Here is a 19,613-nt window from a genome sequence, read left to right on the forward strand (position 1 = left end):
GAACGAACACCGGCCCGCGGGGGCGCCCCCCGTCTTCGACTCTACCGGTGACCACCGACAGTTCCGGGCCGCCGGACTACGAACACACCGCCGCGTCCACAGCCGCGAGCAGGTGGCCGCTCGTCTCCGCCGGGGTCGGGTTCTCGTTCAGCACCACCGCCGCCCGGCGGCCGTCCGGGCCCACGCCGGCGAAGTTCGTGAAGCCGGGGATTCCCCCTTCGTGTCCCCACACCACTCCGCACGACACCGGGACGCTGCCCAGCCCGAGGCCGTAACCGGCGCCCGGGATGCCGAGGTCGGCGGGCACCGTCCGGCGCATCTCCGCCAGCTCGGCCGGGCGCAGCAACCGGCCGCTCAGGAGGGCGCCGTAGAAGCGGTCGAGGTCGGCAGGAGTCGAGACCAGGCCGCCCGCCGCCCCGGCGATCGTGGCGTCGAAGTCGCTGAAGTCCACCAGCTTGCCGCCGAACGGGAGGTAGCCGACCGCGTGCGGTGCGGGCAGCCGCTCGTCGCCGCGGCGGGGGAGGTACGTGTCGTGCAGACCCAGTGGCCGGGTGATCCGGCGGGCGATTTCGTCCGACAGTGCGTGCCCGGTGACCTTCTCCACGAGGATCCCCGCCACGATGTAGTTCGTGTTCGAGTACGACCAGCTCGTGCCGGGCGGGAACAGCGCGGGGTGCTTCAGCGCCATCGCCACCAGTTCGGCCGGCTCGGCGCCGCGGTGGCGCAACGCCTCCGGGTTCGCCAGGTCGAGGTCGTCCGTGTAGTTGTAGAGCCCGCTCGTGTGCTGCAGCACCTGCCGGACGGTGATCCGCCCGTCGGGCAGGAGCCCCGGCAGGTACCGCGAAACCGGCGCGTCCAGCCGCACCCGGCCCTCCGCGACCAGCTGCAGCACGACCGTCGCCACGAACGTCTTGGTGACGCTGCCCGCGCGGAACGAACCGTTGCGCGGGAACGGTTTCCCGGTGGCGACGTCGCCCGTTCCGCTGCGGGTCACCTGGGTGCGCCGGCCGTCCTGGACGACCGCCACCGCCCCCGGTACGCCGTCCTGGGCGGTCAGCACGTCCAGGCTCGCCTGGACCGGGCCGGCCGCCGCCAGCGCCGGTGCCGCCGTGGTGGCGGCGAGCAGCACGACGAGCGTGCCGGCGGAGACGGCCCGCAATGACTTCCGCATGAGAAAACCCCCTGGTGTCTCGGTATTCCCCACGCTAGGGGGCCGGAACGCCAGGGGGTATGGGGTATACCACCGGAAAAACCGGGGGTATACCCCACCACTCAGCGCAGCTTCAGGGCGCGCTTCAGGGTGCCGAACAGGTCGGTCTGGTTGGTCAGGCCGACGATGTTGGCCGCCTGCGGGCCGAGGCCCGCGATGCGCACCTGCGTGCCCGTGTGCGACTGCGAGCCGCCCGTTTCCGCGGTGCCGTAGGCCAGGGTCATGTTCGCGCCCTCGTTGGTGATCAGGGTCGCGGTCAGGCCCGGGGTGGCGGTGGGCTCGACGATCTGGCTGCTGTGGCCGTGGTCGGCGGTCACCAGCACCAGCGTGTCGGGGTGGCTGCGGGCGAACGCCGTGCCCGCCGCGATCGCCGCGTCGAAGTCGACCGTCTCGCCGATCTGGCCGCACGGGTCGGCCGCGTGGTCCTGCTTGTCGATGCTCGCGCCTTCGACCTGCAGGAAGAAGCCCTTGTCGCTGCGACGGTCGTCGAGCAGCTCCAGGGCCTTGCGGGTCTGGTCGGCCAGCTTCGGCTGGGTGGCCGGCACCTTCGCGTTCGGCGTGCAGCGGGCCGGCGCGGTCCCGCCGTGCACCGCCGCCGGGCCGGTCCAGTTCACCGGCAGGTTGCCGTCGGCGAACAGGCCGAGCACCGGCTTGCCCTTCTTCGCCGCCGCCAGGTCCGCGGCGGTGTTCACGACCGAGTAGCCGGCCGCCTTGGCCTGGTCCAGCACGGTCCTGCCCTGGAACTTGCCCGCCGTCACCTGCTGGTTGAAGTACTTCGCGCCGCCGCCCAGCAGGACGTCGGGGCGGGTCTGCACCAGCTGCTCGGCGATCGAGCCGAGGCCGCCGTTCTCCTTGGCGTTCTTCGCGCACTTGGCGGTCGTCTCGACCGGGCCCTTGCAGTCGCGGTTGACGACGTGCGAGCCGAGCACGGCCGGGGTCGCGTCCTGGACCTCGGCGGTGGTGACGTCGCCGGTGCGCAGGCCGTTCCGCTTGGCGAGCTCGAGGATCGTCGGGACGTCGTTGCCGTAGGCGTCGACGGAGATGGCGCCGTTGTAGCGTCTTGGTGCCGGTGGCCCAGCCGGTGCCGGACGCGGCCGAGTCGGTCACGTAGTTCGGCTTGGCCGGGTTGTTCTGCTCCACGGCGTAGGTGGTGTAGTCGCCGGTCAGCGGCAGCTCGTCCATCGCGAGCCGGCCGGCCGCGCCGCGCTCGTAGTTGCGGGCGGCGGTGATCTCCGACTGGCCCATGCCGTCGCCGATGAACAGGATCACGTTGCGGGCGTGGCCGCCCTGGATCGCGGCACGGACGTCGGCGGTGCGGTCACCGGTGCCGGCCGACGAGCGCGCGTCGGCGGTGTCGGAGCCGTTGGTGGCCAGGGCGACCGGGGCGGCGGCGACCAGCGCGGCGCCGAGCGCGCCCGCGACCAGCCACCGGCGTCGGCCGGCGAACAGCGAAGCCATGTTTCTCCTCGTTCGGGGACTTCGGGAGGTGAGTGCCCGGATTCCGGACACGCCCCATTAGTCCTTCCGCATGTGTGGCGCGAAGAGACTGAAGGTGACCGCCGGGTGTCCGCTGATCGAACTCATGGCTTCCCGCGGGTGACCGGGAGCACGTCGGTTATCGACCGGCGAGGTGTCCCGGCTTGACGACCCCGGATTCGTACGCGATCACCACGGCCTGGCTGCGGTTGCCCGCGCCGAGCTTCGCGAAGATGTTGCCCACGTGGGTCTTCACCGTCTCGAGGCTGATCACGAGCGCCGCCGCGATGTCCTGATTGGACAGTCCGCCGGCGATCAGCCGCAGCACTTCGGCCTCGCGCCGGGTGAGCGTTTTCGCCGCCCGCGCGTGCTTCCCGCCCGGCGGGCGCCCGCTCACCAGCCGCCGGATCGCCTCCGGGAAGAGCAGGGACTCGCCGGCGGCGACCGTCCGCACGGCGTGCGCGATCTCCTCCTTGCGCGCCCGCTTCAGCAGGAACCCGCTGGCCCCGGCCAGCAGCGCCTCGTGCACGTAGTCGTCGTTGTCGAACGTCGTGACGACCAGGATCTTCGGGGGTTCCGCGAGCGCCGCGAGCACCTGCCGGGTGGCCTCGATGCCGTCCGTGCCGGGCATCCGGACGTCCATCAGCACGACGTCCGGCCGGGTCCGCCGCACCGCGGCCAGCACCTCGCCGCCGTCGGCCGCCTCGCCGACCACCGGCAGTCCCTGCTGCTCCAGCAGGGCCCGCAGCCCGGTGCGGACCAGCGGCTCGTCGTCGGCGAGCAGCACCGACGGCGTCACGCGCCCGCCCGCAGCGGGATGGAGGCGCTCAGCCGCCACTGCTGCCCGTCCGGACCGGCGTCGAGTTCGCCGCGCAGGGCTTCGACGCGCTCGGCGAGCCCGGCCAGCCCGCGCCGTCCGGTCCGCGGCCCGTCGCCGGGCAGCGCGTTGACGACCGCGATGCCGAGACGGTCCGGCCCGGCCTCGACCCGGACGTCGACCGCGCCGGGACCGGCGTGGCGCAGCGCGTTGGTCAGGCCCTCCTGGACGATCCGGTACCCCTCCCGCGACACTGCGGCGGGCAGTGCGGCGACCGGCCCGGTGACGGCCAGCCGGACGTCGAGCCCGGCTTCGCGGGCCCGCACGGCGAGGACGTCGACTTCGGCCAGGGTGCGCGTCGGCGCCTTCGCGGCCGGCTCCTCGCGAAGCAGGCCCAGGACGTGGTCGAGATCCTCGAGGGCGCTTCGGGACGCTTCTTCGATCGTGCCGAGTGCGCGCCGGACCTGGGCGGGATCCGCCTCGACCAGATCGGCCGCGGCCGCCGCCTGGATGGTCGACGTCGTCAGCGTGTGCCCGATCGAGTCGTGCAGCTCGCGGGCCAGGCGGTTGCGCTGGGCGAGCACGGCCGAGCGGCGTTCGGCCAGCGCCGCGCGCTCGGTCGCCGAAGGGCTCAGCAGCGCCGTCGCGCCGGCCCGGAAGACGCGGGTGGCGGCCGCGGCGACCAGCAGCGCGAGCGCCAGCATGCCGAGCGCGACCGGCACCGTCCACGCGCCGGCGACGGCGTTCGTCCCGAAGAAGGAGAACTGCCGCCCGTCGCCGCTGAGCCACAGCACCGGGGTCAGCATGCCGAGCACCAGGACTCCGCCGATCACGAGCAGCAGCCCGCTCAGCCCGGCGTGCAGGACCAGCCAGGCGGCCGAGCGCAGCCGGTCCGGCCAGGCGGGCCGCGCCCGGCCGGGCGACGGCAGCTCGGTGCCGAGCACCGCGTTGGCGACGGCGACGCCGAAGCGCCGCACGGGCCCGCTCAGCCCGGCCGCCGCCAGCACCGTCGCGACCGGCACCAGCGCGAGGGCGAACAGCAGCCGGGGAGTACCGGGGAACATCGCGGCGACGAGGGCGAACGGCATCGCCGGCAGCGCCAGCGCCATCCCGAGCAGGGCGTAGGGCACGCTGCGGTAGCCATCGGGGCGCAGCAGGGATCTCGCGAAACCGGACATGCCGCCGAGGTTAGGGGGCGCCGGTGCCGCGTGACCTCCCTCTCCGGAGCCAGATCCTGGTCACAACCGGTTAGCAGGCGTTAGCGCCGTCCTCCTACACTCGGAACGTGGCAGACCGACCTTTGATCGCACCCAGCATCCTCGCGGCGGACTTCGCCCGGCTCGGCGAGGAGATCGCCGCCGTCGCCGCCGGTGGGGAGACCCGCGCCGACTGGGTGCACGTCGACGTCATGGACGCGCACTTCGTGCCCAACCTGACCCTCGGCCTGCCCGTGGCCAAAGCCCTGATCGACAGCACCGACCTGCCGATCGACTGCCACCTGATGATCGACGACCCGGACCGCTGGGCGATCGGCTACGCCGAGGCCGGCGCCTACAACGTCACCGTGCACGCCGAGGCCGCGAAGGACCCGGTCGCGCTGGCGAAGAACCTGCGCGCCGCGGGCGCGAAGGCCGGGCTGTCGATCAAGCCGGGCACCGCGCTCGAGCCGTGGCTCGACGCGCTCAAGCACTACGACACGCTGCTGGTCATGTCGGTCGAGCCGGGCTTCGGTGGGCAGTCGTTCATCGCCGGTGTCCTGGACAAGGTCCGCACCGCGCGGCGGCTGGTCGACACCGGGCACCTGAAGCTGGTCGTCGAGATCGACGGCGGGATCAACGCCGACACCATCGAGCAGGCCGCCGAGGCGGGCGTCGACTGCTTCGTCGCCGGATCCGCCGTCTACGGCGCCGCCGACCCGGGCAAGGCGGTCGCCGCGCTGCGCGAACAGGCGGCCCGCGGCCGGGCCGGCTGAGTCCCGCAGCGGCACCGGAGAAGCCACCGGGCCGCGGCGGGTGTTGGATGGGAGGACCGGCTCACAAGGAGGCAGCGCACGTGTTCACCGGCATAGTCGAGGAGATCGGCGAAGTCACCGCGGTCGAGCAGCTGACCAACGCGGCCCGGCTGCGCGTCCGCGGCCCGCTGGTCACCAGCGACGCCAGGCACGGCGACTCGATCGCGGTCAGCGGCGTCTGCCTGACCGTGGTCGAGGTGACGGACGGTGCGTTCACCGTGGACGTCGTCAACGAGACGCTGCAGCGCTCGAGCCTGGCCAAGGTCGCGGTCGGTGACCGGGTCAACCTCGAACGCGCCACCCCGGCCGGCGGCCGGCTCGGCGGGCACATCATGCAGGGCCACGTCGACGGGACCGGCGTGTTCCTCGGCCGCGACGAGAACGGTGTCACGACGTTCGCGCTGCCGGCGCACCTGTCCCGGTACGTGGTCGAGAAGGGCTCGATCGCGGTCGACGGCGTCTCGCTGACGGTCGCGGCGATCAGCGCCGACCAGTTCGCGGTGGCCCTGATCCCGACCACCCTCGAAGCGACCACCCTCGGCCGCCGGGAAGCCGGCGACCTGGTCAACCTCGAGGTCGACGTGGTCGCGAAGTACGTGGAAAAGCTGGCCGAGGCCCACATCCGCGACCAGGTGCACAATCGGGACGTCGGCGGCACGGAGGAGCGGTCATGACTGAGACGAGCGCGGTGGAGCCCGAAGCGGGCTGGACCCCGTGCGGCAGCGGAGCGGTGTTCGACGCCGACGCCATCGAGCGGGCGATCGCGGACATCGCGGCGGGCCGCCCGGTCGTCGTGGTCGACGACGAGGACCGCGAGAACGAGGGTGACCTCATCTTCGCCGCCGAGAAGGCGACGCCGGAGCTGCTGGCCTTCATGGTCCGCTACACCTCGGGCTACGTCTGCGTGGCGCTGACCGAGTCCGAAGCGGACCGGCTGGACCTGCCCCCGATGTACCACACGAACCAAGACGCGCGCGGGACCGCGTACAGCGTCACGGTCGACGCGGCCGAGGGCATCAGCACCGGCATCTCCGCCGCCGACCGCGCGCACACGATCCGGCTGCTGGCCGACCCGGCGTCGACGGCGAAAGACTTCCGCCGCCCCGGCCACGTCGTGCCGCTGCGGGCCAAGGAAGGCGGCGTGCTGCGCCGGCCGGGGCACACCGAGGCGTCGGTCGACCTGGCCCGGATGGCCGGCCTCGCGCCCGCCGGCGTGCTCTGCGAGATCGTGTCCCAGAAGGACGAAGGCGACATGGCGCGCCGCGACGAGCTCGAGGTGTTCGCCGCCGACCACGACCTCGCGATCATCACGATCGCCGACCTGATCGCCTACCGCCGCCGCACCGAGAAGCAGGTCGAGCGGGTCGCCGAGGCGCGGATCCCGCTGGCCGCGGGCACGTTCCGCGCGGTCGGCTACGACTCGCTGCTGGACGGCATCGAGCACGTCGCGTTCGTCTACGGCGAGATCGGCGACGGCCAGGACATCCTGGTGCGGGTGCACTCCGAGTGCCTCACCGGCGACGTCTTCGGCTCCCTGCGCTGCGACTGCGGCCCGCAGCTGGAGGCGGCGCTGGAAGCGGTCGCCACCGAAGGCCGTGGCGTCGTGCTCTACATCCGTGGCCACGAGGGCCGCGGCATCGGCCTGCTGCACAAGCTGCAGGCCTACCAGCTGCAGGACGACGGCGCGGACACCGTAGACGCGAACCTCGCCCTCGGCGTCCCGGCCGACGCCCGCGACTACGGCACCGGCGCGCAGATCCTGTGCGACCTCGGCGTCCGCACCATGCGGCTGCTGTCGAACAACCCGGCCAAGCGGATCGGCCTGGAGGGTTACGGCCTGCGCGTCACCGGGCGGGTGCCGCTGCCGATCTCGCCGAACCCGGAGAACCTGCGCTACCTGCGGACCAAGCGCGACCGGATGGGCCACGACCTGGCCCAGCTGGAGCACTACGACCAGGTCGGGGCGGGCCCCGAGCACGCCGATGGAGGAACGCTGTGAGCGGCGAAGGCCGTCCCGACGTCAAGCTGGACCTGTCCGACTGCAAGTCGCTGAAGCTCGGCATCGTGGCCACGAAGTGGAACTCGGACATCACCGACGTCCTGCTGGAGCGGGCGCTGGTCGCGGCGCGCGAAGCCGAGCTCGAGGAGGAGCCGACGGTCGTCCACGTCGCCGGCGCCGTCGAACTCCCGGTGGTGGCTCAGGCGCTCGCCCGCAACCACGACGCGGTGGTCGCGCTCGGCGTGGTCATCCGCGGCGGCACCCCGCACTTCGAGTACGTGTGCGACGCGGTGACGGCGGGCCTGACCCGGGTGGCGCTCGACGAGAGCACCCCGGTGGGCAACGGCGTCCTGACGTGCGACACGCACGAGCAGGCCGTCGACCGGTCGGGCCGTCCGGGCGCGAAGGAGGACAAGGGCTACGAGGCGACGGTGGCGGCCCTGGACTCCGCGCACGTGCTGCGGAGCCTGCGCCAGCCGTGGACCGAGCGGGGCTTCGTGTGACCGTGAAGACTCTCCTGGTGATCCGCCCCCGGCGCGCGATGATCATGTGCAGCGTGCTGGCGGTGGCGCTGCTGGCGGTGTTCGTGGTGGTCGCGGTCCTGCTGCGCAACGGCGACACGGGGGTGCGCTTCCAGCGCTCCGACCAGGCGGCGATGGTGGGCATCGGGATCCTGCTGGCGTGCGGCGTGATGCTGTTCGCGATCGCGCGGGTCCGGGCGGACGCCGAGGGCATCGAGGTCCGCAACGTGCTGATCACCCGCCGCTTCGCGTGGAGCGACGTGCTGTCGGTGAGTTTCCCCGACGGGGCTTCGTGGGCGCGGCTGGAGCTGCCGGACGACGAGTACCACGCGGTGATGGCGGTCCAGGCCGTCGATCGGGACCGGGCGGTGGAAGCGGTGCGCGCACTGCGGAAGCTGCACCGCGCGGCCACGGGCGGCTAGCGACCGGCGATCCGGTCCGCCAGTTCCCGGGCGCTCTGTTCGGTGAACTTGCCGCTGATCGTCGTCACCCCGTCGAGGATCGCGATCTGGATGTTCGGTGCCGACAAGACCTGGCTGTCCACGACGAACGCGACCTGCTGGTTGATGTTCTTGCTGGTGAAGTCGGCCCAGGTCTTCGTGCCCTCCGACTTGAACTTGAGGTTCACCAGCCACTGTCCCCGCTGCTCGTCGTAGCCGGACGTCGCCTCGGCCACCTCGCTCCCGGGGAGGAACTCGGGCTCGAGGAGGTAGGCCACGTTCTCGCCGCGGCCGCATGTGACCAAGGGACGGGCCCGGTCGTCGTGACCGGCCAGCGGATCCGTGGTGCCGGGCGTGCAGTCGATCGCCCGCAAGGCCGCCAGTTGTTCCGGCTCGTCGCGACTCTGCCGGGCGTTCGGCGAAGGCGGCGAGCCGGCTCCGGCCACGCCGGCTCGCGTCGCGTTGGCCACGACCTTGCGGAACTCCAGCGAGGAGGGACCGCGAATCGCCGCCGCGGCGGCGGACGACGGCGTCGCCGACACGGGCAGGGCCCGTCCGCCGGCAACGGTGCCGCACCCGGCCGAAAACGCCAGCAGAGCGGCCGCCGAAAAGCACATCGCCAAGCGCATGAGCTCCAAGTCGGCGACGAGGCCTCGGCTGTTACACCACTGTCAGAGGTCCAGGTCGACCACGATCGGGGCGTGGTCCGAAGGCCCCTTGCCCTTGCGGGCGTTGCGGTCCACATAGGAATCCGTCACCGCGCTCGTGAACGGCTCGTTCCCGTACACCAGGTCGATGCGCATGCCCTTGTTGTTCGGGAAGTTCCCCGCCCGGTAGTCCCAGTACGTGAACGGGTGGTCGTACTTCAGCGGCCGCGGGAAGACGTCCGACAGGCCGAGGTCCCGCAGCCGGGCCAGTGCGTCGCGCTCCGGCTTCGTCACGTGGGTCGACTCCGCGAACAACGCGATGTCCCAGACGTCCGCGTCCGTCGGGGCCACGTTGAAGTCGCCCAGCACCGCGAACGGGCCGTCCGAAAGCTCCGAGGAAACCAGCGACCGCAACGACTCCAGCCACTCCAGCTTGTACGCGTAATGCGGGTTGTCCGGCTCGCGCCCGTTGGGCACGTACACCGACCACACCCGCACGCCACCACACGTGGCCCCGATCGCGCGGGCCTCCGAAGCCCCGTCGAACTGCGGCTCGCCCGGCAGCCCGCGCACGACGTCCGACAAGCCCGCCCGCGACACGATGCCGACGCCGTTCCAGCGCCCCAGCCCGTACGCAGCGACCTCGTACCCCAGCGCCTCGATCTCGGCCGCCGGGAACGCCTCCGTCGTGTTCTTCAGCTCCTGCAGGCACAGCACGTCCGGCGCCGTCTCCTCCAGGAAACCCAGCACGCGCGGCAGGCGGGGGACGATGGAGTTCACGTTCCAGGTGGCGATCCGCATGCCGCGAGCATCCCACACGGCACCGACAAGAACGGGGCGGCGCAGGTGACCGCGCCGCCCCGCCGGAGAAACCTCTAGACGCCCGCGGTCGTCCGGATCCAGGACCGGCTCGCCGCCACGCTCGCGTAGTTGTTCGTGCCGCGCGTGGTCGACCCGCTCTGGTTCTGGACCGTCGACGCGACACCGACCTGGACGCCGTTCGCGACCTCGGGACCACCCGAGTCGCCCTTCCACGCCGAGCCGTTGACGCCGACGCTCTGGATCGCGCGGCCCCCGTAGGCGTCCGTGGAGCGGCCCGTCACCTGGACGTTCGCCGTCTTCAGCGCCGTCGCCGGCGGGCCGGTCGGGGTGGTGCGGCCCCAGCCGTAGATCTGGTTGGTGCTGCCGGTGGCCGGGTCCGCGCTGCCCAGCGAGATCGGCGAGGTGCTGGTCGCCGACGCCAGGTGCAGCAGCGCGATGTCGCCGTTCGGGGACTCGTACTCGTTGTCGACGGCGATCTTCGTGCCCGAGAGCAGCGTGTTGCTGCCGACCCGGACGTACATCCCCGAGCCGTCCTGGTCGAGGCAGTGCACCGCGGTCAGCACCCAGCGCGCGGCGATGACCGTGCCCGAGCAGTTGAAGCCCTGGTAGTCGCGCCCGGGCGTGTTCACGTACACCTGGGCACCCCACGACACGGTGGGGGCGGTGGTGCCGCCGACGATGTTCGGCTGGACGCCCGCGGAGGCGACCGCGCCGCCGGCGAGGGTCAGCGCGACGGCCGCCGCGGAAGCGGCGCCGAGGAGACGGAGAGAGGTCACGGCGGTGATCCTTTCGGAGGGGACCGGGTCAGCCGGTCGGAAAGTAACCACCGCGTCACAGGTCCGGACACCGACGAAGGTCGGAAGCGGGCGAAGACCCGACTTCCGGCGGATCGGACAGCGGGGGGCCACCGAGAACTGTCGGTGCCGACCCATAGTCTGGGGAGGTGGCTGACCCGACCACCTACCGTCCCTCGCCGGGGAGCATCCCGGATGCCCCTGGCGTGTACAAATTCCGCGACGCGACCAAGCGGGTCATCTACGTCGGCAAGGCGAAAAGCCTCCGGAGCCGGCTGAACTCCTACTTCGCCGACCTCGCCGGACTGCACCCGCGCACCCGGCAGATGGTCACCACGGCCGCGAGCGTCGAGTGGACCGTGGTCACCACCGAGGTCGAGGCGCTCCAGCTCGAGTACAACTGGATCAAGGAGTTCGACCCCCGGTTCAACGTCCGCTACCGCGACGACAAGAGCTACCCCATGCTCGCGGTGACGCTGAACGAGGAGTTCCCCCGCCTGCACGTCTACCGCGGCGCGCGCAAGAAGGGCGTCCGGTACTTCGGCCCGTACGCGCACGCGTGGGCGATCCGCGAGACGCTCGACCTGCTGCTGCGCGTCTTCCCGGCGCGCACCTGCTCGGCCGGGGTGTTCCGGCGGCACGGCCAGATCGGCCGCCCCTGCCTGCTCGGCTACATCGACAAGTGCTCCGCGCCGTGCGTGGGCCGCGTCTCGGCCGACGAGCACCGCGACATCGTCGAGGACTTCTGCGATTTTCTCGCCGGCAAGACCGACGTCATGATCAAACGCCTCGAGGCCGAGATGGCCGCCGCGTCCGAAGAGCTGGAGTTCGAGCGCGCCGCCCGGCTGCGTGACGACCTCGGCGCGCTGCGCCGCGCCATGGAGAAGCAGGCCGTGGTGCTCGGCGACGGCACGGACGCCGACGTCGTGGCGTTCGCCCACGACGATCTCGAGGCCGCGGTCCAGGTCTTCCACGTGCGCGGCGGCCGGGTCCGCGGCCAGCGCGGCTGGGTGATCGACAAGGCCGAGGAGATGGACGTCCCGGCGCTGGTCGACCACTTCCTCACCCAGTTCTACGGCGACGAGGCCGAACTCGACGCCCGCGACGACGTCGACGCGGGGCCGGTGGTCCCGCGCGAGGTGCTGGTCCCGGAGCTGCCCGCGGACGCGGATGCGGTCGCGGAGTGGCTCACCGGGCTGCGCGGCTCCCGGGTCCAGCTGCGGGTGCCCCAGCGCGGCGACAAGAAGGCGCTGGCCGAGACCGTGCAGCGCAACGCGGGGGAGGCGTTCACCCAGCACAAGCTGCGCCGCGCCGGCGACCTCACGGCCCGCTCGGCGGCCCTCACCGAGCTGCAGGAGTTCCTCGGCCTCGACACCGCGCCGCTGCGCATCGAGTGCATCGACATCAGCCACATCCAGGGCAGTGACGTCGTCGCGTCGCTCGTCGTGTTCGAGGACGGGCTGGCGCGCAAGTCCGAGTACCGGCGCTTCGCGCTGCGGGAGGCGGCCACGGAGGGTGACGTCGCCTCGATCGCCGAGGTCGTCCGGCGCCGGTTCTACCGCTACCTCAAGGAAACCGCCGAGGAGCCGGACTCCTCGAAACCGGGCCTCGACCCGGAGACCGGACGGCCGAAGAAGTTCGCCTACCCGCCGAACCTGCTGGTCGTCGACGGCGCGGGCCCGCAGGCCACCGCGGCCGCGGACGTGCTGGCCGAGCTCGGCATCACCGACATCTCCGTGGTCGGGCTGGCCAAGCGGCTCGAAGAGGTCTGGCTGCCCGCCGACCCCGATCCGGTGATCCTGCCCCGGACGTCGGAGGGGCTGTACCTGCTGCAGCGGCTGCGAGACGAGGCCCACCGCTTCGCCATCGCCTACCACCGCGAGAAGCGGTCCAAGCGGCTGGTGACGTCCGAATTGGACAGTGTGCCCGGGCTGGGGCAGGCTCGCCGCACCGCGCTGATCAAGCACTTCGGCTCGGTGAAGAAGCTCAAGCAGGCCAGGATCGAAGAGATCGAGGCGGTGCCCGGCTTCGGCAGGCGCACCGCGGAGGCCGTGGTCGCCGCGCTGGCCGGGGAGTCCGGCGCCGGCAACGGCACAGAAGCAGGGGAGTAGGGAAACACAGTGAGTGCGCAAGAGGAGATCCGCGGCTCCGGCATGGAGGTCGCGGTCGTGTCCGGGTTGTCGGGGGCGGGCCGCAGCACGGCGGCCAAGTGCCTGGAGGACCTGGGCTGGTTCGTCGTCGACAACCTGCCGCCCGAGCTGATCGCCACCATGGTCGAGCTGGGCGCGCAGGCGCGCGGCGCGATCACGAAGGTGGCGGTCGTGATGGACGTGCGCTCGCGCGCGTTCACCGACGACCTGGCCTCGGTCATCAAGGACCTCGACGCGCGGGGCTACAAGCCGCGGGTGCTGTTCCTGGAGGCGACCGACGCGGTGCTGGTGCGGCGCTTCGAAGCCGTCCGCCGCGGCCACCCGATGCAGGGCGACGGCCGGCTCGCCGACGGCATCACGGCGGAGCGGACGCTGCTGGAGCCGCTGCGCGAAGAGGCCGACCTGGTGCTCGACACGTCGTCGCTGTCGGTGCACGACCTGCGCGCCAAGATCGAGGACGCGTTCGGCTCCGAGGCGAGCACCCAGACCCGGGTCACCGTGCTGTCCTTCGGCTACAAGTACGGCCTGCCGATGGACGCCGACCTGGTGATGGACGTCCGGTTCCTGCCGAACCCGTTCTGGATCCCGGAGCTGCGCGAACACACCGGGCTCGACGGCGAGGTCCGCAACTACGTCCTTTCGCAGGAGGGGGCCGAGGAGTTCCTCGACCGCTACCACCAGCTGCTGCGGCTGATCGGCGCCGGCTACAAGCGCGAAGGCAAGCGGTACCTGACGCTGGCCGTCGGCTGCACCGGTGGCAAGCACCGCAGCGTGGCACTGTCGGTCGAACTCGCCGAGCGTTTGTCCAAAGAGGACGGTATGGCCGTGAAGGTGGTGCACCGCGACCTTGGTCGTGAATAACGTGCGCGCGGTCGCCCTCGGGGGCGGCCACGGACTGCACGCCACACTGTCCGCGGTGCGGCGGGTGACCCCCGACGTCACCGCGGTCGTGACGGTGGCCGACGACGGCGGATCGTCCGGCCGGCTGCGGCGCGAACTCGGGCTGCTGCCGCCGGGTGACCTCCGCCAGGCCTTCGCGGCCTTCGCCGCGGAGGACGGCGGCACGCTGTGGGCCGAGGTCTTCCAGCACCGCTTCGGCGGCGACGGCGCACTGGCCGGGCACGCGGTGGGGAACCTGCTGCTGGCCGGGCTGTTCGAGGTGCTCGGCGACCCGGTGGCCGCGCTCGACGAGGCCTGCCGGCTGATGGGTGTCTCGGGCCGCGTGCTGCCGATGTCCCCGGAACCGCTGGAGATCGAGGGCCAGGTCAGCGGCCTCGACAGCGAGGACCCGGCCGCGGTGCGCACGATCCGCGGCCAGGTCGCGGTGGCCTCGACGCCGGGGCAGGTGCAGCGCGTCAGCCTGCGTTCGCCGGGCCGGTCGGGGCGGCCGCCGCTGGCGTGCGCGGAGGCCGTCGACGCCGTGCTCGCCGCCGACGTCGTGTTCCTCGGGCCGGGCTCGTGGTTCACGAGTGTGCTCCCGCACCTGCTCGTGCCGGGGCTGCACGACGCGCTCGTGCAGACGGCCGCGACGAAGGTGCTCGTGCTCAACCTTGTCCCCCAGCCGGGGGAAACCGCGGGATTCTCGCCGGAGCGTCATCTCGACGTACTCTTCGAGCACGCGCCCGATCTGCGGGTCGACGCGGTGATCGCGGACCGCGATTCCGTCCCCGACCCGGCGAATCTCCGCCGCGCGGCGGAACGGCTGGGCGGCCGGGCGCACCTGGGGGCGGTGGCCGACCCCGAAGTGGCGGGACGGCATGATCCTGATGCGCTCGCGTTGTGCATGCGGGAGGCTCTCGGTCTCGGCGGGGAGCACGGGGGAGGAGCGAAAGGCAGGGAGGGGCAGTAATGGCGATGACCGCCGCGGTGAAGGACGAGCTGAGCCGGCTGGAGATCACGAAGATCGGGCCGCGCCGGGCGGAGGTCGCGTCGCTGCTTCGCTTCGCCGGCGGGCTGCACATCGTGGCCGGCCGGGTGGTCGTGGAGGCGGAGCTGGACACGGGCTCGGTCGCGCGACGGCTGCGCAAGGAGATCCACGAGCTGTACGGCCACCATTCGGACGTCCACGTCATCACCGCCAGCGGCGGGCTGCGCAAGGGCACCCGGTACGTCGTGCGCGTGGTCAAGGACGGTGAGGGCCTGGCCCGGCAGACCGGGCTGATCGACCAGCGCGGCCGCCCGGTGCGCGGGCTGCCCGCGGCCGTGGTGTCCGGGGGAGTGGCCGACGCGGAAGCGGCGTGGCGGGGCGCGTTCCTCGCGCACGGGTCGCTGACCGAACCGGGCCGTTCGTCGTCACTCGAGGTGACGTGCCCGGGTCCGGAGGCGGCGCTGGCGCTGGTGGGCGCGGCGCGCCGGATGGGCATCCAGGCGAAGTCCCGCGAGGTCCGGGGAGCCGACCGGGTGGTGGTCCGCGACGGCGACGCGATCGGCGCGCTGCTGACCCGCCTCGGCGCGCACGCGAGCGTCCTGCAGTGGGAAGAGCGGCGGATGCGCCGCGAGGTCCGCGCGACGGCGAACCGCCTGGCCAACTTCGACGACGCGAACCTGCGGCGATCGGCCCGCGCGGCGGTGGCGGCGGCGGCCCGCGTGGAGCGCGCGCTGGAGATCCTCGGCGAAACGGCCCCGGACCACCTGCTGGCGGCCGGGCGCCTCCGGCTGTCCAACCGGCAGGCGTCCCTGGAAGAACTGGGCCAGCTGTCGGACCCGCAGATGACGAAGGACGCGGTGGCGGGCCGGATCCGCCGCCTGCTGGCGATGGCGGACAAGCGGGCCAAGGACCTGAACATCCCGGACACCGAATCGGCGGTCACGCCGGAGATGCTCGAGGAAGAAGAAGCCTGACGAGGTCCCGCAGCCACGGTTCCGCGATCGCGGGTTCGCCGTTCATGGTCCGCGCAAGCCGTTCGCGGACGGCCGGCGTGCGCCCGGCTTCGACGATCGCGACCGCTTCGGCCAGCGCCCGGCGGGTGCGGGGGTCACGGGCCGGCTCGCGGACGTCTTCGGCGGACCAGAGGTACCGGCCGAACGAGTCGGTCAGCTTCTGCTGGTGGTCGGCGAAGTAGCTGAAGACGGCACTCTCGAGCGAGATGTTCCGGATGGCCCCGGCGGGCAGCTCGTGCGTCCACTCCGCATGCTGCTGCCACCGCCGGGTCTTCGGGCTGGTGTGCGTGCGGCGCGGCAGGCCGAGGAGCCGGATCCGGCGCACGGCGGCCGGCCAGTCCGCGCGTTCGTCGGTGGCCCAGTCGCGGAGGATGCCGATCAGCTGCCCGAAGGACCGGCCCGAGGACACCACGTCGACGAACACGACGGGCCGGGAACCGTGGGCGAGCGCGTCCGGGGCCAGTCCGTGCGCGGTCAGGTTCGCCCGCAGCTGCGCCACCTCGGCCGGGTGGAGCCGCCCGCCGAAGAGGCTGTCCATCGACGCGGTGTACAGCGGCAGCAGGTGCAGCCGGTCAGGGTCGGGCAGTGCTCCGCCGAGCAGGTCGAACACGGAGTCCGCGGACCGGCCGACGAAGTACAGCTCGCCGTCCTCGGATCGGGCGAGCACCTTCGCGGCGCAGCTGATCAGCTCGTCGAGGAACCACAGGTCCGGCCCGGGAACGCCGTCGAGCAGCGAGCCGAGGTGGTCGGGCCGGATCAGGTCCCAGCGGAAGGGGCGGTTCGGCTCGATCACACCGGCATCGCGCGTTCGTACTCGGCCATCAGCTCCGCGAGCCGGTCCGGCCCCGCCGCGCCACCACCCGGGATGTCCCGGGCGGAGCGGCCGGCCGAGCCGTCGAGCACGAGCCCACCACGGCGGGCGAGGACGGCCGCGGTCGCGACGAACCCTTCGAGGAGCGCCCGCTGGATCGGGTGCGACGTCGCGCGGTACTCGGCGACGAGCGCGCCGGCGAACGCCGCGAAGGCCGCGCCGTCGATGGGGTGGTCGTCGGGGTCGCCGGGCGTCACCCCGATCCCGGAGGGCCGCCCGGCCAGCGGGACCAGCGCCTCCGCGAGGTGCGTGAAGAGCGTGCCGGGGCCGTTGGACGGGTTCCACACGGAGTGGCCGTCGACGCTGAAGTACTGGCTCATCGGCGACGAGCCTAGTGAGCGGGAGTGCCGTGGTCAGCCGGTTTTCCGCCCTCCGCGTTAACGCGGAGGGCGATCTCGTAACACCCCGGTAGCGTCGCGGAGCGGCCGACGAAACGCGGCACCCCGAACCTCGGAGGCGAACGAGGGAAGGGGAAACGCATGCTGCAGGTTTCGCCGGAAATCGGCACCTGGCTCACCCGGCGCAGCAGCAAGGCCGGTGACTGGACCACCCGGGAGCTCGTCGCGGCCAAACGCGGCACCACCGTCTCCGTCGTCATCCCGGCCCGGAACGAGGAAGCCACCGTCGGGGCGATCGTCGGTGCCATCCGCGAAGAGCTCCAGGGCAAGCTCGTCGACGAGATCCTCGTCGTCGACAGCCACTCGACCGACGCCACCGCCGAGGTGGCCGCCGCCGCGGGGGCCGCCGTCGTCGCGCAGGACGCCGTCTTCCCCGCACTCGAAGGGCTGGCCGGCAAAGGCGAAGCGCTGTGGAAGGGCGTCGCGGCGACGAGTGGCGATCTTGTCGTCTTCGTCGACGGTGACCTGTACGACTTCACCACCGACTACGTCACCGGGCTGCTCGGCCCGCTGCTCACCGACCCGTCGGTCGCCTACGTCAAGGGCTTCTACCACCGCCCGCTCGGCACCGAAGCGGACGGCGGCGGCCGGGTCACCGAACTCGTCGCCCGGCCGCTGCTCAACATGTTCTGGCCGGAGCTCGCCGGGTTCGTCCAGCCCCTCGCCGGGGAATACGCGGGCCGCCGCGAGGTGCTGGAGAGCATCCCGTTCGTCGCGAACTACGGCGTCGAGGTCGGGCACCTCATCGACCTGCTCGAACTGCACGGCCTCGACGCGCTCGCGCAGGTCGACCTCGGCCACCGCGCGCACCGCCACCAGAGCACCCAGGCGCTGGGCCGGATGTCCGGGCAGATCATGCAGACGCTCTTCGACCGCCTGGAACGGCACGGGCGGCTGGTCACGGCGGCCCCGCCGGCGACACTGCTCGCGCAGTTCCGGCGCGGGACGTCGCCCGGCGTCGAGCGTGAGATCGTGCTGACCGACCTCACCTCACCGCAGCGTCCGCCCCTGAACAGCCTGGCGCTGCGGGACATCGCGTAGCTCGTGTTCGGGCCGCCAGCCCGGCGGCCCGAACACGTAGCCCGCGCGCTCGCGCCACGTCCGGGCCGCGCGGAGGTCGCGCAGGATCGAGCCGTACTCGTGGAAGCCGACCTTGAGCAGGTGGTACGTCTCGATGTTCTTGGTCAGCCCGTACGTCGGCCGCTTGCCTTCGGGCACGAAACTGCCGAACAGCCGGTCCCAGACGATCAGGATGCCGCCGTAGTTGGCGTCCAGGTACTCCTCGTCGCTGCCGTGGTGGACGCGGTGGTGGGACGGGGTGTTGAAGACGTACTCGAACCAGCGCGGCAGCTTGCCGACCTTCTCGGTGTGCACGAAGAACTGGTAGACGAGGTCGATCGACAGCCCGGTCAGGATCAGCCACGGCGGGATGCCGCACAGCGCCAGCACCGACCAGAACGGCAGCTGGAAGTACGGGGTCCACTTCTGGCGCAGCGCGGTCGAGAAGTTGTAGTGCTCGCTGGAGTGGTGCACCTGGTGCCCGGCCCACAGCAGCCGCACGCGGTGGCTGGCCCGGTGGTAGGCGTAGAACACCAGTTCCTGGCCGAGCAGCATGAGCACCCACGTCCACCAGTCACGCGGATCGAACCTGACCGGCGCCAGCTCGAACAGCGCCGCGAACACGACCAGCATCACCAGCCGGAACAGCGCGTTGACACCGACGGCGACCGTGCCCATCAACATGCTCGTCCGGGTGTCGGCGACGCTGTAGCCGACGACGTGGTCGTCGTGGCCGAGCACGTGCACCGCGACGATTTCGATCGTGACGAACAGCAGGAACACCGGAATCGCGAACAACACGGGGTCGCGCAGGTGCGCCAGGAACTCGGCCACATCGCCTCCTCGGATCTGACCATGCGGTAACTTACCCTCGGGTCACTTTACGCACGGTAGGCTCTGGCGTGTGACGGAGTCAAGGCCGGTCGGGACCAAGGGGATGCCCCGCGAAGAGCGCGAGGCCCAGCTCGTCGTGGCCGGCACCGAGGAGTTCGGCCGGGCCGGGTACGCGGGCGCGTCGATGGTCGAGATCGCCCGCCGCGTCGGGGTCACCAAGCCGTTGCTGTACCAGTACTTCGGCTCGAAGGACGGGCTCTACCTGGCCTGCCTGCACCGCGCGGGCGGCCGTCTCACCGACGGCGTGGCGACGACCATGGCGGCCGGCGGTGAGCCCGACCAGATGCCGCTGAAGGTGCTTTCGGCGATCTTCACGACGTTCGACCACGACCGCTACGCGTGGCGCCTCCTGCGCGACGCGACCGTGCCGTCGTCGGGCGACATCGCCGCGGCGGCCGCGGACTACCGCCGCCGGCTCGACACGTTCGCCGTGCTCGGCGCCACGCAGCTGCTGACCTCCCGCGGCCTGGCCGACCCGGCGGACATCGAGGCCGTCGCGCAGGTGTGGACCGGGGTGGTCGACTCGCTGATCAGCTGGTGGATCGACCGGCCGGAGGAAGACGCCGACGCGATGACGGCCCGCTGCGCCCGGATCATGGGCGGCCTGTTCGGCTGGTGAGGTCC

At 72.1% G+C, this 19,613-nt stretch carries 21 protein-coding genes and 1 pseudogene; 11 read left to right on the top strand and 11 right to left on the bottom strand.

Annotated features, from left to right (window positions below):
- Positions 1-76: 76 nt before the first annotated feature.
- From QRY02_RS03370 to QRY02_RS03390, 5 genes and pseudogenes are all read right to left on the bottom strand, one after another.
- Positions 77-1,171: a serine hydrolase domain-containing protein gene (locus QRY02_RS03370; RefSeq protein WP_285993752.1), complete on the bottom strand. Its 1,095-nt coding sequence runs from the start codon at positions 1,169-1,171 to the stop codon at positions 77-79.
- Positions 1,172-1,272: 101 nt separating this feature from the next.
- Positions 1,273-2,253 (bottom strand): alkaline phosphatase, encoded by a 981-nt coding sequence (locus QRY02_RS03375; protein ID WP_502874241.1) that lies wholly within the window; start codon positions 2,251-2,253, stop codon positions 1,273-1,275.
- 67 nt (positions 2,254-2,320) lie between these two features.
- Positions 2,321-2,668 (bottom strand): annotated as a pseudogene (locus QRY02_RS48800) (alkaline phosphatase); the annotation flags it as partial.
- A gap of 157 nt (positions 2,669-2,825) precedes the next feature.
- The gene (locus QRY02_RS03385; RefSeq protein ID WP_285990017.1) at positions 2,826-3,485 is read right to left on the bottom strand and encodes a response regulator transcription factor; all 660 of its coding nucleotides are present in this window, start codon (positions 3,483-3,485) and stop codon (positions 2,826-2,828) included.
- Positions 3,482-4,681 (bottom strand): sensor histidine kinase, encoded by a 1,200-nt coding sequence (locus QRY02_RS03390; protein ID WP_285990018.1) that lies wholly within the window; start codon positions 4,679-4,681, stop codon positions 3,482-3,484. Before QRY02_RS03390 ends, QRY02_RS03385 begins: the two co-directional genes overlap by 4 nt.
- A 122-nt stretch (positions 4,682-4,803) precedes the next feature.
- Here QRY02_RS03390 and rpe point away from each other — a divergent pair, with 122 nt between their 5' ends.
- The 5 genes from rpe to QRY02_RS03415 all read left to right on the top strand — a co-directional run bounded on the left by rpe (position 4,804) and on the right by QRY02_RS03415 (position 8,456).
- Positions 4,804-5,475 (top strand): ribulose-phosphate 3-epimerase, encoded by a 672-nt coding sequence (rpe, locus tag QRY02_RS03395; RefSeq protein ID WP_285993754.1) that lies wholly within the window; start codon positions 4,804-4,806, stop codon positions 5,473-5,475.
- An 80-nt stretch (positions 5,476-5,555) separates the two neighbouring features.
- A complete protein-coding gene (locus tag QRY02_RS03400; protein WP_285990019.1) occupies positions 5,556-6,188 on the top strand; it encodes a riboflavin synthase in 633 nt (210 codons plus the stop codon).
- Positions 6,185-7,513 (top strand): bifunctional 3,4-dihydroxy-2-butanone-4-phosphate synthase/GTP cyclohydrolase II, encoded by a 1,329-nt coding sequence (locus QRY02_RS03405; RefSeq protein WP_285990020.1) that lies wholly within the window; start codon positions 6,185-6,187, stop codon positions 7,511-7,513. Before QRY02_RS03400 ends, QRY02_RS03405 begins: the two co-directional genes overlap by 4 nt.
- Entirely contained in the window at positions 7,510-8,016 is a 507-nt protein-coding gene (ribH, locus tag QRY02_RS03410) for a 6,7-dimethyl-8-ribityllumazine synthase (RefSeq protein WP_285990021.1), read from the top strand. The genes QRY02_RS03405 and ribH overlap by 4 nt, the downstream gene beginning before the upstream one ends.
- Complete coding sequence (locus QRY02_RS03415) at positions 8,013-8,456, top strand: PH domain-containing protein (protein ID WP_285990022.1); 444 nt, start codon at positions 8,013-8,015, stop codon at positions 8,454-8,456. The genes ribH and QRY02_RS03415 overlap by 4 nt, the downstream gene beginning before the upstream one ends.
- Here QRY02_RS03415 and QRY02_RS03420 read toward each other — a convergent pair.
- The 3 genes from QRY02_RS03420 to QRY02_RS03430 all read right to left on the bottom strand — a co-directional run bounded on the left by QRY02_RS03420 (position 8,453) and on the right by QRY02_RS03430 (position 10,719).
- Positions 8,453-9,103: a SecDF P1 head subdomain-containing protein gene (locus QRY02_RS03420; RefSeq protein ID WP_285990023.1), complete on the bottom strand. Its 651-nt coding sequence runs from the start codon at positions 9,101-9,103 to the stop codon at positions 8,453-8,455. The genes QRY02_RS03415 and QRY02_RS03420 overlap by 4 nt on opposite strands.
- A 42-nt stretch (positions 9,104-9,145) precedes the next feature.
- Complete coding sequence (locus QRY02_RS03425) at positions 9,146-9,922, bottom strand: exodeoxyribonuclease III (RefSeq protein WP_285990024.1); 777 nt, start codon at positions 9,920-9,922, stop codon at positions 9,146-9,148.
- A 74-nt stretch (positions 9,923-9,996) separates the two neighbouring features.
- Entirely contained in the window at positions 9,997-10,719 is a 723-nt protein-coding gene (locus tag QRY02_RS03430; protein ID WP_285990025.1) for a S1 family peptidase, read from the bottom strand.
- A gap of 167 nt (positions 10,720-10,886) precedes the next feature.
- Between QRY02_RS03430 and uvrC the strand changes: the two genes are divergently transcribed.
- Genes uvrC through whiA form a run of 4 tightly spaced genes read left to right on the top strand, consistent with a single transcriptional unit; the run spans position 10,887 to position 15,728 of the window.
- Positions 10,887-12,848 carry an excinuclease ABC subunit UvrC gene (gene uvrC, locus QRY02_RS03435; protein ID WP_285990026.1) on the top strand — a complete coding sequence of 654 codons (1,962 nt, stop codon included), beginning with the start codon at positions 10,887-10,889 and terminating at the stop codon, positions 12,846-12,848.
- Between the two features lie 42 nt (positions 12,849-12,890).
- Positions 12,891-13,748 (top strand): RNase adapter RapZ, encoded by an 858-nt coding sequence (gene rapZ, locus QRY02_RS03440; protein WP_014466867.1) that lies wholly within the window; start codon positions 12,891-12,893, stop codon positions 13,746-13,748.
- 1 nt (position 13,749) lies between these two features.
- On the top strand, positions 13,750-14,736 hold the full coding sequence (locus tag QRY02_RS03445; protein ID WP_285993755.1) for a gluconeogenesis factor YvcK family protein: 987 nt from the start codon (positions 13,750-13,752) through the stop codon (positions 14,734-14,736).
- Entirely contained in the window at positions 14,736-15,728 is a 993-nt protein-coding gene (gene whiA, locus QRY02_RS03450; protein WP_285990027.1) for a DNA-binding protein WhiA, read from the top strand. Before QRY02_RS03445 ends, whiA begins: the two co-directional genes overlap by 1 nt.
- On the opposite strand, the gene QRY02_RS03455 is transcribed toward whiA, so the two are convergent.
- Complete coding sequence (locus tag QRY02_RS03455) at positions 15,694-16,560, bottom strand: hypothetical protein (RefSeq protein ID WP_285990028.1); 867 nt, start codon at positions 16,558-16,560, stop codon at positions 15,694-15,696. The two genes, whiA and QRY02_RS03455, sit on opposite strands and share 35 nt — an antisense overlap.
- Entirely contained in the window at positions 16,557-16,958 is a 402-nt protein-coding gene (locus QRY02_RS03460; RefSeq protein WP_285990029.1) for a DUF6086 family protein, read from the bottom strand. Before QRY02_RS03460 ends, QRY02_RS03455 begins: the two co-directional genes overlap by 4 nt.
- 159 nt (positions 16,959-17,117) lie before the next feature.
- Between QRY02_RS03460 and QRY02_RS03465 the strand changes: the two genes are divergently transcribed.
- Positions 17,118-18,077: a glucosyl-3-phosphoglycerate synthase gene (locus tag QRY02_RS03465; RefSeq protein ID WP_285990030.1), complete on the top strand. Its 960-nt coding sequence runs from the start codon at positions 17,118-17,120 to the stop codon at positions 18,075-18,077.
- Here the strand turns inward: QRY02_RS03465 and QRY02_RS03470 are convergent.
- Complete coding sequence (locus tag QRY02_RS03470) at positions 18,027-18,929, bottom strand: sterol desaturase family protein (RefSeq protein WP_285990031.1); 903 nt, start codon at positions 18,927-18,929, stop codon at positions 18,027-18,029. The two genes, QRY02_RS03465 and QRY02_RS03470, sit on opposite strands and share 51 nt — an antisense overlap.
- A gap of 70 nt (positions 18,930-18,999) precedes the next feature.
- Here QRY02_RS03470 and QRY02_RS03475 point away from each other — a divergent pair, with 70 nt between their 5' ends.
- Positions 19,000-19,608 carry a TetR/AcrR family transcriptional regulator gene (locus tag QRY02_RS03475; RefSeq protein WP_285990032.1) on the top strand — a complete coding sequence of 203 codons (609 nt, stop codon included), beginning with the start codon at positions 19,000-19,002 and terminating at the stop codon, positions 19,606-19,608.
- Positions 19,609-19,613 lie beyond the last annotated feature (5 nt).

Source organism: Amycolatopsis sp. DG1A-15b (genome assembly GCF_030285645.1).
In the GTDB taxonomy this organism is placed as follows: Bacteria; Actinomycetota; Actinomycetes; order Mycobacteriales; family Pseudonocardiaceae; genus Amycolatopsis.

Bases quoted from the DNA above. Each gene is read 5' to 3' on its own strand.
- QRY02_RS03460 (WP_285990029.1), bottom strand. From the start codon at position 16,958: ATGAGCCAGTACTTCAGCGTCGACGGCCACTCCGTGTGGAACCCGTCC.
- QRY02_RS03425 (WP_285990024.1), bottom strand. From the start codon at position 9,922: ATGCGGATCGCCACCTGGAACGTGAACTCCATCGTCCCCCGCCTGCCG.
- rapZ (WP_014466867.1), top strand. From the start codon at position 12,891: ATGGAGGTCGCGGTCGTGTCCGGGTTGTCGGGGGCGGGCCGCAGCACG.
- QRY02_RS03405 (WP_285990020.1), top strand. From the start codon at position 6,185: ATGACTGAGACGAGCGCGGTGGAGCCCGAAGCGGGCTGGACCCCGTGC.
- QRY02_RS03390 (WP_285990018.1), bottom strand. From the start codon at position 4,681: ATGTCCGGTTTCGCGAGATCCCTGCTGCGCCCCGATGGCTACCGCAGC.
- QRY02_RS03370 (WP_285993752.1), bottom strand. From the start codon at position 1,171: ATGCGGAAGTCATTGCGGGCCGTCTCCGCCGGCACGCTCGTCGTGCTG.
- QRY02_RS03465 (WP_285990030.1), top strand. From the start codon at position 17,118: ATGCTGCAGGTTTCGCCGGAAATCGGCACCTGGCTCACCCGGCGCAGC.
- whiA (WP_285990027.1), top strand. From the start codon at position 14,736: ATGGCGATGACCGCCGCGGTGAAGGACGAGCTGAGCCGGCTGGAGATC.
- QRY02_RS03420 (WP_285990023.1), bottom strand. From the start codon at position 9,103: ATGCGCTTGGCGATGTGCTTTTCGGCGGCCGCTCTGCTGGCGTTTTCG.